At 68.0% G+C, this 15290-nt stretch carries 15 protein-coding genes; 9 read left to right on the top strand and 6 right to left on the bottom strand.

The features are described 5' to 3' along the window. The first annotated feature begins 34 nt into the window (after positions 1-34). Both EV384_RS29045 and EV384_RS29040 read left to right on the top strand, forming a co-directional pair. Complete coding sequence (locus EV384_RS29045) at positions 35-967, top strand: LysR family transcriptional regulator (RefSeq protein ID WP_130338289.1); 933 nt, start codon at positions 35-37, stop codon at positions 965-967. An 88-nt stretch (positions 968-1055) separates the two neighbouring features. Next, positions 1056-1319, top strand: coding sequence for a DUF6244 family protein (locus tag EV384_RS29040; protein WP_130338287.1), 264 nt, complete (start codon positions 1056-1058; stop codon positions 1317-1319). A 6-nt stretch (positions 1320-1325) separates the two neighbouring features. Here the strand turns inward: EV384_RS29040 and EV384_RS29035 are convergent, their stop codons facing one another. The 3 genes from EV384_RS29035 to EV384_RS35160 form a co-directional block, all read right to left on the bottom strand. Further along, on the bottom strand, positions 1326-1574 hold the full coding sequence (locus tag EV384_RS29035) for a flavin reductase (protein WP_242624347.1): 249 nt from the start codon (positions 1572-1574) through the stop codon (positions 1326-1328). Beyond that, positions 1571-1771, bottom strand: a complete 201-nt coding sequence (locus EV384_RS35165; protein WP_165439839.1) for a hypothetical protein — start codon at positions 1769-1771, stop codon at positions 1571-1573. The genes EV384_RS29035 and EV384_RS35165 overlap by 4 nt, the downstream gene beginning before the upstream one ends. Positions 1772-1896: 125 nt before the next feature. After that, positions 1897-2040, bottom strand: a complete 144-nt coding sequence (locus tag EV384_RS35160; protein WP_165440107.1) for a hypothetical protein — start codon at positions 2038-2040, stop codon at positions 1897-1899. A 310-nt stretch (positions 2041-2350) separates the two neighbouring features. Between EV384_RS35160 and EV384_RS29030 the strand changes: the two genes are divergently transcribed. The 4 genes from EV384_RS29030 to EV384_RS29015 all read left to right on the top strand — a co-directional run bounded on the left by EV384_RS29030 (position 2351) and on the right by EV384_RS29015 (position 9208). Continuing rightward, entirely contained in the window at positions 2351-2569 is a 219-nt protein-coding gene (locus tag EV384_RS29030) for a winged helix-turn-helix domain-containing protein (RefSeq protein WP_130338283.1), read from the top strand. A gap of 140 nt (positions 2570-2709) precedes the next feature. Beyond that, the gene (locus EV384_RS29025) at positions 2710-6186 is read left to right on the top strand and encodes a type I restriction endonuclease subunit R (RefSeq protein ID WP_130338281.1); all 3477 of its coding nucleotides are present in this window, start codon (positions 2710-2712) and stop codon (positions 6184-6186) included. Beyond that, a complete protein-coding gene (locus EV384_RS29020; protein ID WP_130338279.1) occupies positions 6183-7694 on the top strand; it encodes a restriction endonuclease subunit S in 1512 nt (503 codons plus the stop codon). Before EV384_RS29025 ends, EV384_RS29020 begins: the two co-directional genes overlap by 4 nt. Continuing rightward, a complete protein-coding gene (locus EV384_RS29015; RefSeq protein WP_130338277.1) occupies positions 7691-9208 on the top strand; it encodes a type I restriction-modification system subunit M in 1518 nt (505 codons plus the stop codon). The genes EV384_RS29020 and EV384_RS29015 overlap by 4 nt, the downstream gene beginning before the upstream one ends. Before the next feature lie 39 nt (positions 9209-9247). On the opposite strand, the gene EV384_RS29010 is transcribed toward EV384_RS29015, so the two are convergent. Both EV384_RS29010 and EV384_RS29005 read right to left on the bottom strand, forming a co-directional pair. Then, on the bottom strand, positions 9248-9691 hold the full coding sequence (locus EV384_RS29010) for a hypothetical protein (protein ID WP_130338275.1): 444 nt from the start codon (positions 9689-9691) through the stop codon (positions 9248-9250). Between the two features lies 1 nt (position 9692). After that, the gene (locus tag EV384_RS29005) at positions 9693-12095 is read right to left on the bottom strand and encodes an AAA family ATPase (RefSeq protein ID WP_130338273.1); all 2403 of its coding nucleotides are present in this window, start codon (positions 12093-12095) and stop codon (positions 9693-9695) included. Between the two features lie 452 nt (positions 12096-12547). Between EV384_RS29005 and EV384_RS29000 the strand changes: the two genes are divergently transcribed. The 3 genes from EV384_RS29000 to EV384_RS28995 all read left to right on the top strand — a co-directional run bounded on the left by EV384_RS29000 (position 12548) and on the right by EV384_RS28995 (position 14311). Next, a complete protein-coding gene (locus EV384_RS29000) occupies positions 12548-12775 on the top strand; it encodes a hypothetical protein (RefSeq protein ID WP_130338271.1) in 228 nt (75 codons plus the stop codon). Between the two features lie 37 nt (positions 12776-12812). Beyond that, positions 12813-12989, top strand: a complete 177-nt coding sequence (locus tag EV384_RS35155; RefSeq protein WP_165440106.1) for a hypothetical protein — start codon at positions 12813-12815, stop codon at positions 12987-12989. Positions 12990-13483: 494 nt separating this feature from the next. Next, positions 13484-14311 carry a lipase family alpha/beta hydrolase gene (locus tag EV384_RS28995; RefSeq protein ID WP_130338269.1) on the top strand — a complete coding sequence of 276 codons (828 nt, stop codon included), beginning with the start codon at positions 13484-13486 and terminating at the stop codon, positions 14309-14311. Positions 14312-14366: 55 nt separating this feature from the next. Here the strand turns inward: EV384_RS28995 and EV384_RS28990 are convergent, their stop codons facing one another. Beyond that, complete coding sequence (locus EV384_RS28990) at positions 14367-15239, bottom strand: aldo/keto reductase (RefSeq protein WP_130338267.1); 873 nt, start codon at positions 15237-15239, stop codon at positions 14367-14369. Positions 15240-15290: the final 51 nt, after the last annotated feature.

Raw genomic sequence — 15290 nt, 5'->3', positions numbered from 1 at the left:
ACCGGCGGCGATAAGCCGCGCCTATGATGGCCGGATGGCGGTGACCCCGACCGGAGGCGCGGACCGGCCGGACGCCGGCCGGGGCGGCGGGGACCTGCGCCGGTGGCGGTACTTCGTGGTGCTGGCCGAGGAGCTGCACTTCACCCGCGCCGCCGCCCGGCTGCGCATCGCCCAGCCGGCGCTCAGCCAGCAGATCCGGGCGCTGGAACGGCAGCTCGGCGTGCCGCTGCTGCGCCGCGACAGCCACGGCTGCGCGCTGACCGAGGTGGGGGAGCAGGTCGCTGCGGAGGCCCGGCGTCTGCTCGCCGAGGTGGACGCCGCCACCACCCGGATCCGCGACCTGGTCCGTGGTCGGGGCGGCCGGCTCCGGTTGGCGTACACCCGCTCGGCGCGGGGCGGCCGGGTGGACGCGCTGATCGCCCACTTCCGGGCGGAGAACCCGGAGGTGGAGGTGGTCGCCGAGACCGGCTGGACGGCGCCGAACGTCGCCGGCCTGCTCGCCGGCCGCCTCGACGCGGCCTTCGTCCGCCCGCCGGTGCCGGAGCCGGGCCTGACCTGCCGGATCGTCGACACCGAGGAGCTGCTGCTGGCCGTGCCGGCGGGGCACCCGCTCGCCACCGGCCGCCGGCGGCTCGACCGGGCCGAGGTGGTCGACCTCCTCGCGGTGATGTGGCCGCGGGAGAACGGCCCCGGCATGTTCGACCGCACGATCGCCCAGATCTGGCCGGGCGGGGGCTTCCGGCTGGTCCGCCAGGAGCCCGACGACGAGCAACTGCTGCGCGCGGTCGCCGAGGGGGACATGGTCGCGGCCGTGCCGGCCGGCCGGGCCCGGGCGCTGACCGTGCCCGGGGTACGACTGCGCCGGTTCACCGCCCCCACCCCGACCGTCGACATCGGACTCGCTTGGCGCCGCGGCACCACCAACCCCGCGGTACGCCGCCTCGCCGCCCTGCTCGCCGCCGGCTGACGGGTGCCGGCCGGGCCGTCGCCGTGTCAGGATTCAGCACCGGCCTGCGGCGTGACCCGGCCGGGGCGGTCCGACCAGGGGAGGGCGCGTGAGCGCGGCGCAGATCATGGCGAGGCTGGCGGCGGCAGCCGAGAAGCTGGACGAGGCGAAGGCCAAGACGGCCGCCGCGGCGCAGGACGCCGCCGAGGCGCGGGCGCTGGTCGCCGGCGCCCTCGAAGGCGTCGCGGCCGGTCCGTTGATCGGGGTGATCGACGCCTACCGGCAGGCCCTCACGCAGGCCGTGCAGGGCGGCGAGCCGGCGAAGCAGCACGTTCAGGAGACCATCGCCAAGGTGCGGGCGCTGGGCAGCTGAGGGCGGTCATCGGGCCCGGGCCCAGGTGAGGAAGCGTTCGGTCAGGTTCTCCGGTACGGCGTGCCCGTTGAGTTGGGAGAGCTGGGCACCGGCCTCGGCCATCAGCGTGCTCAGGTAGACCAGCAATGCCGTGCGGTCGGCGCGGTACTCGACCAGCAGGGCCAGCCGCGCCGGCTGGCAGGGCCACTCGACCCCGCAGGCGCGGCATCGCCATAGTGGACGCATCGGCAGGTGCGGCCGGGACGCCCGATTCACCGTGGGCCGCCGTTCTGCCGCCACCCGCCGGCCCGCCATCGCTGCGCCCGGGTGAGGTTGCCGGCGCCACCCGGGTCGGTCGTGGGGAAGACCTGGGTCGGGGTGGTCGTCCACGTTGGCCGCTCGTTGAGCGGTGTCCGTTGCCCAGGGACCGGGAACGTCGGTATGGGCTTGCGGCGCCAGAACAGGAAACGCATGGGGGATGCCTCCTTCAGAGTGGATGGGGGTCGCCTCGACGGCGTTGGCGGGGCGGCCCTACGCCGATGCCGACCGCCGGGCTGCTCGCCTCCACCGGTTGCGCCGTCCTCAGCTCAGCCCGCGTTCACAGATTCGCCTTGACCAGCAGGGCGAAGCGAGCCTCGGGGCAGGGGTAGTCCTCGCCGCAGTGGCAGAGCCAGCGGGTGACCCGGTGCGGGGGATGGGCGAAGAGGATGTCGTCGGCGTCTTCCATGTCTTGCTCGGACACGAAGCGCGGTTGGTCGCGTTGCTCGTCCACGGGTGTCTCCCGTCGGTCTCCCTCGGCTCGGCTGCGGTGCTGCGGGCCGTCGCGGTGTCGCTCAAGACGTCTGGCATGAGTGGACTCCGGCACGCCCGGCCGTCCGGGGGGACCGGCCGACCGGGCGCTCTGCACGGAGGGGAAGGACCAACTCCAAGGGTGCTGACCAGGGAGCCGGTCAGTTCGAAGCCTAGGATAACAAGCTATCGCAGTCAAGCTATCACTTGCGATAACAAGGCGAGGGGTGGTCGAATAGCGGTGCTGACCAGGGAGTACCGCTATGCCGCCAAGCCCCAAGTGGGTTGAGCTTGCCGAGCACATCCGCAAGCAGATTTCCTCGGGCGAGTTGTCGCCCGGGGAGAAGCTGCCCTCCACCTCGCAGCTCTGTCAGATCCACGGCGTCTCCGCGATCGTCGTGCGGAACGCGATGCTGACGCTCAAAGCCGAAGGCCGCGTCGTGGGCGTGCCAGGAGTCGGTGTCTTCGTCGCCGACCGCTGAGGCCGGCCCGTCTGTGGCCAGCCGGGCAGTGTCGGATACCTGATACCGCCCGTGTAAAGGGTCGCGCCGTTCGGTAACGGCACATATCCTGGCGTGTTCATCGGCGGCTATGAACGTGGAGAGTCGTGGATCCTCGACAGATGCGACGGTTGGCGGAAGGATCCGCCAACTTCGGGTTCTTGAAGGACCACCCGCTGTTGGTCTTCTACGGCGCGGGGGCGGAGTCCCTCATCTACGTCGACGCCCAGGCGGCGATGTTCAAGACCCGCAGCTTCGGTGAGGTACTGGCCCGGGACCTTGTCCGGCGCACCAACGCCAGGCCGGTGAGTGGCAAGTTCGTGCACCAGGTGCAGGCGCTCAACGCCGACGGCACCCTTGTTCCCCACATCTATGCCGCCTTCGAGCGTCTGCGCAACGTGGGCAACCAGGCGGTGCATGACCACCTCGACGAGGTGCGAACCGCCCTGGAGCTGCTCCGCACAAGCTTCGAGCTGGGGCTCTGGTTCCACCGCGCGCTGACCGGCGACCGCTCGCCTGTCGGGTTCGTGCCACCCACGCCGCCGCCCCAGCAGGTGCCCGCGGCTGTGGTCGACGGACTCCAGGCCGAGATCCTCCGCTACAAGCAGGAATTGGCTGACACGAAGCTGCTCCTGGAGGGCAAGGCGTCGCTTGCCCAGGCCCAGGCCGAGGCGGCGGTGGCGGCCGAGCGTGCCGTGCGCGATGCGGAAGCCCGCCGAGACGAGGCAGCGGCGCTGGTCACGAGTCTGGAGCCGGCGGTCCAGGCTGCTCAGCGTGAGTTCGAGAGCGCAAAGGTCGCCAAGGTCTCAGCGGCCAAGCGGGAGGACTTCATAGCCCGCGCACGGCGCGCCTCCCACGAACCGTTGAACGAGATGCAGACCCGGCTCGAGATCGACCGGCAGCTTGCCGCGACCGGGTGGGTGGTCCAGGACGAGAGCCAGATCAACCCATACGCGAGCACTGGCGTGGCCGTGCGCGAGGTGACCCTGGCGACGGGCCGAGCCGACTATCTGCTCTACGTCAACCAGCGGCTAGTTGGCGTGATCGAGGCCAAGCGGGAGGGCACCGCCCCCCGAGGGGTGGAGGCCCAGCTTGACCGCTACCTGAAGGGACTCACGGCCGAACAGAAGCTCGCCGCGTGGCGGCGGGATGCGCCCTTGCCGTTCGGATACGTCGCCACCGGGACGGAGACCGCATTCGTCAACCGGCTGGATCCGTTTCCTCGTACCCGGGAGGTCTTCGCTTTCCACCGGCCGGAGACCCTCGCGCGGTGGATGCGCGAGGCGGACGACGAGCCAGAGGCGCCGACGCTGCGGGCCCGGCTACGCCGGATGCCGGAGTTGGACCGGCTCGGTCTGCGGCCGGCCCAGATCGACGCCATTGAGGGGCTGGAGCGGTCCTTGGGCGAGGACAGGCCCCGCTCTCTGATTCAGATGGCGACCGGCGCGGGGAAGACGTTCACCGCGGTGACGGCCAGTTACCGTCTGATCAAGCACGCCCGCGCCGACCGGATCCTGTTCCTGGTCGACCGTAACAACCTCGGTAAGCAGACCCTGCGGGAGTACGCCGCCTATCAGACTCCGGATGACGGGCGGAAGTTCATTGACCTGTACAACGTCGACCGGCTGTCCGGGGCGGGGATGCTCGACTCGTCGGCGGTGGTGATCTCGACGATTCAGCGGCTCTACGGCGCGCTGCGCGGCGCTGAGATCCCGGACGTCGACCTGGACGACCGGGAGTACGACAGCTACGACCTGGACGCGCCGGCCGAAGTCGGCTACAACCCCCAGATCGCGCCGGAGACCTTCGATCTGATCGTCGTGGATGAGTGCCACCGCTCGATCTACGGCAAGTGGCGAGCCGTGATCGAATACTTCGACGCGTTCGTAGTCGGCCTGACGGCGACGCCCGTCAAGCAGACGCTGGGCTTCTTCCAGCAGAACCTGGTCTCGGAGTACACCTACGAGCAGGCGGTCGCCGATGGGGTAAACGTCAACTTCGACGTGTACCGGATCAAGACGCAGATCACCGAGGCCGGCGAGAAGATCGAGGCCGGCACGGTCGTGCCGCTGCGCGACCGGCGCACCCGGGCCGAGCGCTACGAGGAGTTGGAGGACGACTTCACGTACGCCGGCAGCCAGGTCGGCCGGTCGGTGATCTCCAAGGGGCAGCTCAAGCTGGTGCTGGAGACCTTCCGGGACCGGCTCTTCACAGAGATCTTCCCGGGCCGGTCAACCGTGCCCAAGACCCTGATCTTCGCGCGCGACGACAACCACGCCGAGGAGATCGTGACCATGGTCCGGCTCGTCTTCGGGTTGGGCAATGACTTCGCCACAAAGATCACTTATGCCTCCCGGCGGGACGGAGGCAACCCGGACAGGCTCATTCAGGCGTTCCGCAACAGCCCTGAGCTGCGCATCGCGGTGACTGTCGACATGATCGCCACCGGCACCGACATCCGGCCGTTGGAGTGCGTGTTCTTTCTCCGTCCGGTGCGCAGTGCCACCTACTTCGAGCAGATGAAGGGGCGCGGCGCTCGAACCATCGACCCCGCTGACTTCCAGGCGGTCACGCCGGATGCCGAGGTCAAGGAGCGGTTCGTCATCATTGACGCGGTCGGTGTCACCGAGGCTGACCTGGACGAGGCGGTGCCGCTGCAACGGCACTCTGAACGGCAGATCTCGCTGCGGGACCTGCTCAAGAAGGCCGGCACGCTGACCGCCGGCCCGGACGAGGTGGCCACCCTCGCCGCCCGGCTGTCCCGGCTCAATCAGCAGCTGACCGACGCCGAGCGCCACGAGCTGGCCGACCTCGCCGAGCAACCGTTGACCGGCATCGTGCGCGGCCTGGTCGACGCGATCGCCCCCGAGCAGCTCAACCCGGCCAAGCAGGCCGGGCCGGAGGCCGTACGCGATCTGCTGGCGGGCGCGCTGCGTCCCCTCGCCGCGAACCCGGCGCTGCGTGAACGCATCCTGGAGATCCGGCGGGCGCACGACATCACCATCGACGAGGTGAACGCCGACACGCTGATCTCGGCGGCCGGCGTGCCGGCCGAGGAGCGTGCGCAGGTCACCGTGAAGAGCTGGCACGACTACCTGGAACAGCACCGCGACGAGATCACCGCGTTGCAGGTCTTCTTCGATGGTCGAAGCCGGGTCGGCTACGACCAGCTCAAGGAGTTGGCCGCGCGGATCGAGCGGCCCCCGCAGGCGTGGACGCCGGAGTCGCTGTGGAAGGCGTACGTGCTGCTCGGGCGGACCGCCGAGGCGCCGGGCAGCCGGGGTGTGACAGACCTTGTCACCCTCATCCGGTATGAGTTGGGGCTCGACCAGGAGCTGCGCCCCTACCGCAGCCTGATCGAGGAGCGCTTCCGTGGGTGGCTGCTCCGGCAGGAGCAGGCGGGCGCTACGTTCACTGCTGATCAGACGTGGTGGCTGGAGAGGATCAAGGACGTGATAGCGGTCAGCGTGGAGATCACCGCGGACGACCTGGACGGCGCCCCGTTCACCGAACGCGGCGGCCTCGACGGCTACGCCCACGTCTTCGGCAACCGCGCCGAACCCCTCCTCGACGAGCTGAACCAGGAGCTGTCCGCGTGACTGTTCTACCGGCAGGTTGGGTCTGGGTTGACCTGGCTGACGTTGCCGACGTACAGGGCGGTATCCAGAAGCAAGCCAAGCGTCGACCAGTGCTGAACAAGTACCCGTTCCTGCGGGTGGCCAACGTGCACCGAGGCAAGCTTGACCTTGCTGATGTTCACGAGGTCGAGCTGTTCGACGGGGAGTTGGAGCGGTTCGGGCTGCGGCGTGGGGACCTCTTGGTAGTGGAGGGAAACGGTAGCCCTGACCAGATCGGTCGTGCGGCCATCTGGGACGGTAGCATCGACAGATGCGTGCATCAGAACCATCTGATTCGTGTCCGCCCCACCGCCGCGCTCCTATACAAGTATCTTGAGCTGGTCTGGAATTCGCCTCTTGTCGCGCGTCACCTTCGCGAAGTCGCCGGCTCCACAAGCGGGCTTTATACGCTGAGCACAGGAAAGCTCAAGTCCGTGCGGCTACCACTTCCCTCGCTCGCCGAGCAGCGCCGCATCGTCGCCGCACTCGAAGACCACCTGTCACGTCTAGATGCTGCGGCTAACTCCGTCCAAGCCGTGAAGCCGCGAGCCAAGACGCTGCGTAACAACCTCCTCGACAGCATCGTTGAGGGCAGATTTTTGCCGGCCGCTCGCGGGCCCGTGCAGGATAGCTGTTTCTCCGAATTGCAAGGCAGGGTGGCTAAGAAGATCAGCTATGATGGCCTGCCGCTTTTGCCCGACGGTTGGAAGTGGCGAGTTGCCCACGAGGTCTGCAGCTCGATTGTCTCAGGCGGTACGCCGGTGGCATCTCACATGTACGCCGGAAATGGCGAGATTCCCTTTCTGAAGGTTTACAATCTTGCAGGCTCGGGACACGTTGATTTCTCGATCCGTCCGACCTATATCGATAGGTCGACGCACGCGGGATTGCTTCGCCGCTCTCGCGTGAGGCCAGGTGACGTCCTCACGAATATTGTGGGCCCACCGCTCGGGAAGACTGCCGTCGTGCCAGCCATGCATGCGGAGTGGAACATCAACCAAGCGATTGTCGCGTTCAGAGCCGGGTCCGATGTCTTGCCCCAGTGGCTCGCGTTAGCCCTTCAATCTCCGCTAATCCTTGGGTTCCTGCAGCAAACGGCGAAGGCGACTGCTGGGCAGTTCAACATCGCCCTGTCGACCTGTAGAGAGTTGCCTCTGCCGGTACCGCCCCTTGCTGAACAGAAGCGGATAGTTGAGTTCGCCGATAGGTTGCTGACGAGGATTGAGGTCGTCGGAGATCTTTCGGCAACAGCGGCAGATCGTGCGGATCACTTGCGGAAGTCAGTGCTCGTGGAGGCGTTCGCCGGGCGGCTGGTCCCGCAGGATCCGAATGACGAGCCGGCGTCAGAGTTGCTGGCCCGGATCCAAGCCGAACGGCCAGCCGCGTTGCCGAAACAGAAGGTGCGCTCTCGGCGTACCCAAAAGGAGCTGCCGGCGCCGCCGACCAGGGTGACCGGCGACGACTACCAGCAGGAGGCACTGCCGCTGTGAGCACTGTGGATTCGCGCCGGCTGGTGCAGAAGCTGTGGAATTACTGCGACGTGCTGCGGGACGACGGGGTCTCCACCATCGACTACGTGGAGCAGTTGACGTTCCTGCTGTTCCTGAAGATGGCCGACGAGCGTGCCAAGCGGCCGATCAGGCCGGAGCAGATCGTGCCGGACGAGCTGAGCTGGCAGACCCTGCTCGACGCCGAGGGCGACGCGCTGGAGGTGCAGTATCGGCACATCCTGACCGGGCTTGCCCGGGAGGGCGGCACGCTCGGCACGATCTTCCGCAAGGCCCAGAACAAGATCCAGGACCCGGCGAAGCTCAAGCGGCTGATCGTCGACCTGATCGACAAGGAGCAGTGGTCGCAGGCCGGCGTCGACGTCAAGGGTGACGCCTACGAGGAGCTGCTGGCCAAGGGCGCCGAGGACGCGAAGTCGGGTGCCGGGCAGTACTTCACGCCGCGGGCGTTGACCGCCGCGATGGTCGACTGCATGCTGCCCACCCCGGACGACACCATCACCGACCCGGCCTGCGGGACCGGCGGCTTCTTGCTCGCCGCGTTCGACCACATCCAGCGGCACCACGGCAGTGCACTCACCCCGGGTCAGCGCCGCCGGCTCGCGGGTGGCGCGATCACCGGCACCGAGTTGGTCGACGGCACCGCCCGGCTGGCCGCGATGAACATGCTGTTGCACGGCATCGGCACGCCGAGTGGGGAATCCCTGATCGCGATCAGGGACGCTCTCGGCAGGGAGCCGGACCGGCGCTACAGCCTTGTCCTCGCCAACCCGCCGTTCGGCCGCAGCTCCTCGATCCGGATGGTCGGCGAGGACGGACGGTCCACCCGCGAGGAGCGGGAGATCGAGCGGAACGACTTCTGGGCCACCACCGCCAACAAACAGCTCAACTTCGTCCAGCACATCGCCTCGCTGCTGGAGATCGACGGCCGGGCCGCCGTCGTGCTGCCCGACAACGTGCTCTTCGAGGGCGGCGCGGGGGAGACCATCCGCCGCCGGCTGCTCAAGCAGTACGACCTGCACACCCTGCTGCGCCTGCCCACCGGCATCTTCTACGCCGGCGGGGTGAAGGCCAACGTGCTCTTCTTCGAGCGCAAGCGCGCCCGCGAGGAGCCGTGGACCCAAAAACTCTGGGTGTACGACTTCCGCACCAACCAGCACTTCACCCTCAAGCAGAACCCGCTGCGCCGCGAACACCTCCAGGACTTCGTGGACTGCTACCTGCCCGGCAAGGACCGCGCCGAACGGGTCGAGGCCGAGCGGTTCCGGGCCTTCTCCTACGACGAACTGATCACCCGAGACAAGGTGAACCTCGACATCACCTGGCTCAAGGACGCCTCCCTGGAGGACGCCGACGCGCTCCTGCCACCCGAGGTGATCGCCCAGGAGATTGTCGAGGACCTGGAGGCGGCGCTACGCGAGTTCGCCGCCATCGCGGATGCCCTCAACTCTCGCGCTCCCAGTACGGCTGCTGAGGGCTTGGACATCGAAAGCTGACGGTCCGTCGCCTAACGCCCGGGAGTGGCGGGACGTCGGCTAGGGAACCGTGGTGGTTAGTGAGGGTTGATCCAGCACGAGCGGTTGCTCAGGTCGGGTGATGCACAACTCAAGTTCGAGATTGTCGACGGCGGCCGTCCATGCCTCCACATCTTGTATCGGCGGCGTCGGATCCGGGTTGCGCCCGTGTAGCAACTCGCAAATGGACTGGTAGGTGCCTACCCCTGCGGCGATGACCCGCATCCGCCGGACTCGCTCTTCATGCGTAAGCCCCGGCTCGCCGATGCTCAAATACAGCCGCCTTTCGATGAGGGAGATGTCCGGCTGCGCGGCGATGACCGTGCCGGGCAGGTTCGCCGCAGCCCGCTCGATCCGTACCCTCAGGATCAGCGCCCACAGGGCTGTTTTCCCTCTGGGGTCATCGGGCCACGCGGCATAGGCCGTCTCAAGATCGTTGATGCTGACGTCAGGAAAGGTAGCCACCTCAACCCCCGATCGCCTGAACGGCCTTGATGATCTTGCGCGTATGGCGTACCCACTCCTTGAGCTCACCCGCGGGAACGCGACCGTGGGAACCGCCATTGAGCGCTTGGATTGTTGGCTCGTACGGACCGATCCGCACGGGCCTCAGTTGGGCGAGTTGGGCGTAGTCGTTGAGAAGCTCGATCTGGTCACGGGTCTTCCGTGCTCTCTTGAGATCGGCGACGATCTTCGCCTCCGGAAGCTGGGTACGCCGGCCTAGGATTTCGATTTGGGTAACCACCTCGGTGTCGAGAGCTTGACGGCACATCGCCAAGGTCATCGCCGTCTGGGCCTCGGGTGTTCCGATCGCCGATGGTCCACTTTCCTCGCCCAGAATCTTCTGTAGGTCGGCAAGCATCTGATTACCCGGGCTGGTGATGTTGGTGACCCGCACCTGCGGATTGCGGTCTCCGCGCCGGTCCATTCGGACGTGAGCGGGTCGAGCGCCTAGCCCGCGTAGCTCGCGCCAGAGCCGGTCGTCGTGGGTGAACACGACGACCTGAAAGCGCTCAGCGAGCTTGAGAAGGTGGGCGGCGAGGTAACGAACGCGCCAGGTGTCGAAGGCGTGGATGGGGTCGTCGAGGATGAGGAACCCGAATGGGCTCTTCTGCTGGGTGGCCCGTGGCAGGTATGTAGCGAGGGAGAGGGCGTTGCGCTGCCCGGTGCTCAGCACTGCTGAGCTGTTCTTTCCCGTCGGCAGGGCCACGTCGCCGTCCGCCAGACCCAAAGTTACGCCCCGTCGGCGCTGGGTCCCGCCAGTGAGGGCGATCTCGGTCAGCTTCAGATCGGCGTCGGAGTTGAGGATGGACCACAGCTCGATCACCTCCTCGCCAATGGGTTCGAAGATGTCCTCGCGGGCGGTGCGCAGCCACCCGTCCACCTTGCGGTGGAGCCGTTCGGCGACAACGAGCCGGGCGAGCGTTGGACGTTCCTGGCTGAGGGTGTCGATCCATGATTCGACATGGACGCGCACGGCTGCCTGTGCGGCGATTGCGTCATCACGCTGAGCGAACAGATCCTCGCGGATCGGTCCGTACCACTCGGCCAGGTCAGCGCACTCGTCCAGCAACGCCCCGAGCCCGGCGGGGGACAGTTCGGCCGTGGTCAGGCCTCCTCTATTGAGCGTGAGGCGATCCCATTGCTTGATCCGGAGATTGCACGTTGGGTCCGCATGGTGTGCCAGCGCTTGACGCAGAGAGGCCGTCAGCGCTGGGGGAAAACACGCTGCCGCCTGTTCCAGCGCCGCGGATGCAGCCCTCTCCGCGTTCCGTAGGGCCTTCGAACTCAGGCTTAGGCGGTTCATCTCCTCCGTGGCGAGCTTTACCCAGTCGCGGCCGCCTGCCTGGCATACCGGGCACACATCGTGGTCGCGGTTGTGCGCAGTCGCCGGATCGTCCGCTCTGAGTAGCCTCCTGAGCGCGTCGAGCATCGGTCGGGTGTCGGTGGCAGTCGACTCGCGAATCCTGGCCAGTTCGGTCAGCGCCGCGATGGCGGTGGTGCGCCGCTGCTCGTCCACCATCCACAGCTCGGGCAGGCTCAGTGGCGGAGGCGTGGTGTCCGGGAGGCCGGCCGAAAGCAAGCGGATCTGCTCGAGAGCGCCGTCGTCGGCGACCCCGCCGTGAGATCGCAGCAAGGCCGCCAGCTCCTGGTGGCCGACCTTCGTCACGCCGTTCAGCGCGGCCTTGTGGGCGGCGTCCACGGTGCGCTGCGCGGCTGTGCCAGCTTCACGGATGGCCTTCAGCCTCGCCTGCAGATCCTCCAACGCTGCAAGTTCAAGCGCGTCCTTGAGGAAGGCGTGTAGGTTGCTCGGATCCTGGATGACCTGCGACATCTCGGGATACAGCAGCACCGGCATGTAGCGTTCGAACGCCTCGCTCCACTCGGCGGGTGGCGTGGACAGCTCGCCGTCAGGGTCGCGCCATCGTACGACCTCATCGGGCCCGCACAGGATCTCGATTTCGCGAGTCCCGTTGGTGAGGGTTACCACTACATCGCGCTCGCGGTAGTGGACGTTCTCGGCCAGGACTTGATAAGAGCGTTTGGCGCCTCCACTGAGGTTGTGCCGGCATCCGTCGGCGATGCTGGTCTTGCCCGTGCCGTTGCGGGCGGTGACGACAGTCAGGCCAGTTGTCGGAGTGAGATCCAGGTTGACCGGGTGCTCGCCGACGCCGATGTGCCCGCGCACACGGACCGCACGGACGTACCACGGTCCCTCGGCGGTGGTGACGCTCGTTGTCGAAGCCGTGCCTTTCTCGTGGACGAGTTCCAGCAGCAGTTCGCGCATGTCAACGTCGAGACCTGAGGCGGCGTCAGCGATGTCTTGCCAGGTAAGCAGCACCTGTCGCGGCACGCGTGTCGTGTCCACGGGGGTCCTCTCGGTGGATGTACTGGCCGTGGACAGTCGCCGCGTTTGCCTCGTGCCGATAATGAGCAGGTGGACCGATGGGCGGCCCAGCAGCGAGCCGCACAACGTATCGCAATGCCCGATGCCATACCAAGCCCATTCACTAGGGGTCTAACCCCAATGATGTGTACGTATGTGCTAAAAGCCTGCACAGAGGCTATAAGTGAACGAAAATTTCCTTGTGCGCTTTTGGCGTGTCGCCCGTGCGCCCTGACCTGCGACACTCATGTTCAGCCGTGCGCAGCTGCCTCGACGGAGCGGGCTCACAATGGCGCAGTGGGTGCTGTTCCGGGGTCCAGGCGGTGGTGGACGACTGATTCTCCGCGTTGGGTGACCACGACGGCCAGGGCGCACTGGAGCTGCTGAGGCCGCAGGTCAGGGCATCCGTGGGCGACGGCGAGCAGATTGCTCGGATGGTTGAGGCGGAGAGCTACCAGCCGCCGACCGACGTGGAGGTGACCTCGGTCGGGCGGGACGGGGACAAGGCGGTCGCCAAGGTCGCCAACACGCTGGCCGGGCAGAAGCTGACGGCCGAGCTGCCGTCGCGTCGGGAGGAGTCGGCGGCCCTCGGGCTGTTCCACCGGTGGTCGATCGCCGTCGCGCCCGCGCCGCTCAGCCTCCCCGGCGGGCAGGCGGGCTGACCAGGCCCGGCCTGCCGGCGCCGATCGCGTCCGGGGCGTGCCGCAGGTGGTCCTCGACGCGCCCGGGCAGGAGAGCGCGGGGAGCGCGGAGCTGACGCCGACCCTGATGCCGGCCGCCGAGGCGACGGCGGAGGAGAGCGTCAAGGTGGCGTACCTGGACTCCTGCGTTGCGCAGGCGGTGGCCGCGCCGGAAGGCTGCCCGTTCCGCTACTAGAACGGGGAGACGGTGAAGAAGATTGATTGGAAATCACCCGGTACCGGCAGGTCAAACTACGTCGTGGCGACCCTGTCCGGGGAACTGCTGGCCGACCGAGGGCCGGGCAGGGCCAGGCGAGGGCTGCGGTGGGGTTGGCCGTCAGACCAGCAGCGTCGAGAAGGCGGTGGCGATGCCGGTACGGATGGCGCCGGGCATGGGCATATGAGCCCTCTTCCGAGGTGCGGCGAGATCGCCCTGGTGGCGACGGGCCGTCAGGTGCCCACATTCGAGCGCGGGCACCTGTCCGGAACCGCCACTGTGGACGCCCTGTGGACCGTTCCGCCGCCGCGTCCGATAGGCCGCTTCGTGCTCCTGGCGAGACTTCACGTTACCAGCGCGTAACTTTCCATTGACGAGTGTGAAATCTGCCACGCATCATCGTTTCCACGATCGATCGGATTCCCCCACCCACCGTCCCGGCTCCCCGGGTGCCTCCCACCGGAGGTGCAGCCATGCTGCTCCGAACGATCCTCGCCGCAACCACCACCGTCGCCGCCCTGCTGGTCCCGGCCACCGCCGCCCAGGCCAGCCCCCACCGCGCCGCCCCCACCACCAGCGCCGCCACCGGCGCCGTCGCCACCACCGCCCGCACCGCAGCGAGCGAGGTGACCGCTGCCGCAGGCGCCAACCCCGTCATCGTCGTCGGGGGACTGATCGGGGTCTCCATCGCGTACGAGCCGATTGCCGCCCGGCTGCGCGCCGACGGCTTCCGGGTCTCCATCTACCAGCTCCCCAACCTCGGCTTCGGGGACATCCGCGACTCCGCCCGCGCCCTCGCCGCCTACGTCGACCAGGTCCGCGCCGCCACCGGGGCGGCCAAGGTCGACCTGGTCACCCACTCCGAGGGCGGCCTGGTCTCCCGCTGGTACGTCAAGTTCCTCGGCGGCGTCGACAAGGTCGACCACTACCTCAGCCTCGGCAGCCCCCAGCAGGGCACCTACGCCGCCAACATCCTGAAGTTCATCGGGCTCGGCAGCTGCGCCGGCATCATCGCCTGCCAGCAGATGTCGATCGGCTCGGACCTGCTCGCCGCCCTCAACGGCGGCGACGACACCCCCGGATCGGTGCGCTGGACCACCGTCCGGACCTGGCAGGACGAGCTGGTCTGGCCGATCGGCAACGCCAGCCTCGCCGACGGCGCGACCAACGTGCTGATCCAGGCGTGGTGCCCGCTGCGGGTCGTCGGCCACCTCGGTCTCATCCTGGACGGCACCACCTACACCGTGGTCCGCCAGGCGCTCACCGACGCCGCGATCCGCCCCGACTGCTTCGCCCTGTAGATCGCAACAGACGGCCGGCCGCCGAGGTGGCGGCCGGCCGTCACGCGTACGGGAGTCAGGCGGCCTTGGCGAGCGCCTCGAACTCGTCGTCGGTGAGCCGCACCTCGGCCGCGGCGATGTTCTCCTCCAGGTGCGCCACGGAGGACGTACCGGGAATGGGGAGCATGACCGGCGACCGGCGCAACAGCCAGGCGAGCGCGAGCTGCGCGGGCGTCGCGCCGTGCTCGGTGGAGATCGCGTCCAGCGGACCGCCCGGCTTGGCCAGGTTGCCGGTGGCGATCGGGAACCACGGGATGAACGCCAGGTCGTTGCGCTCGCAGTGGTCGAGCACGTCCTCGGCGCTGCGGTCCGCGAGGTTGTAGAGGTTCTGCACCGAGACGATCGGGGTGATCTTCCGGGCCGCCTCGATCTGCTCGACAGTCACCTCGGAGAGCCCGATGTGCCGGATCTTGCCCTCCTGCTTGAGCAGCGCCAGCTCGCCGATCTGCTCCTCCAGCGGCACCTTGGCGTCGATCCGGTGCAGCTGGTAGAGCCCGATGCTCTCCAGCCCCAGGTGGCGCAGGCTCAGCTCGCACTGCTGGCGCAGGTACTCCGGGCGGCCCACCGGCCGCCAGTCGCCGGGGCCCGAGCGGGTCAGCCCGGCCTTGGTCGCGATGACCAGGTCGTCGGCGTACGGGTGCAGCGCCTCCTTGATCAGCAGCTCGCTGACGAAGGGGCCGTACGAGTCGGCGGTGTCGATGAAGGTCACGCCCAGCTCGTACGCCCGGCGGAGCACCCGGACCGCCTCGGCCGGATCCTTCGGATCCCCCCAGACCCCCGGCCCGGTGATCTGCATCGCCCCGTAGCCCAGCCGGTCCACCTGGAGGTCGCCGCCGATCCGGTACGTCCCGGAGGCCTTCGCGGGCTGCTTGCCGGCTTCGATCGCCATGAACGGTCCCCAATCCTGTCCGTCGTCGTCAACGTCCCGATTGTTCCCGGG

The organism is Micromonospora kangleipakensis (genome assembly GCF_004217615.1).
Taxonomy (GTDB): domain Bacteria; phylum Actinomycetota; class Actinomycetes; order Mycobacteriales; family Micromonosporaceae; genus Micromonospora; species Micromonospora kangleipakensis.
This window is presented reverse-complemented; position numbering and strand designations above follow the sequence as displayed.

Excerpts from the sequence above, each read along its gene's own strand:
- EV384_RS35165 (WP_165439839.1), bottom strand. The coding sequence starts at position 1,771 with ATGCGTTTCCTGTTCTGGCGCCGCAAGCCCATACCGACGTTCCCGGTC.
- EV384_RS28995 (WP_130338269.1), top strand. The coding sequence starts at position 13,484 with ATGCTGCTCCGAACGATCCTCGCCGCAACCACCACCGTCGCCGCCCTG.
- EV384_RS28990 (WP_130338267.1), bottom strand. The coding sequence starts at position 15,239 with ATGGCGATCGAAGCCGGCAAGCAGCCCGCGAAGGCCTCCGGGACGTAC.
- EV384_RS29000 (WP_130338271.1), top strand. The coding sequence starts at position 12,548 with ATGGTTGAGGCGGAGAGCTACCAGCCGCCGACCGACGTGGAGGTGACC.
- EV384_RS29045 (WP_130338289.1), top strand. The coding sequence starts at position 35 with ATGGCGGTGACCCCGACCGGAGGCGCGGACCGGCCGGACGCCGGCCGG.
- EV384_RS29030 (WP_130338283.1), top strand. The coding sequence starts at position 2,351 with ATGCCGCCAAGCCCCAAGTGGGTTGAGCTTGCCGAGCACATCCGCAAG.
- EV384_RS29025 (WP_130338281.1), top strand. The coding sequence starts at position 2,710 with ATGCGACGGTTGGCGGAAGGATCCGCCAACTTCGGGTTCTTGAAGGAC.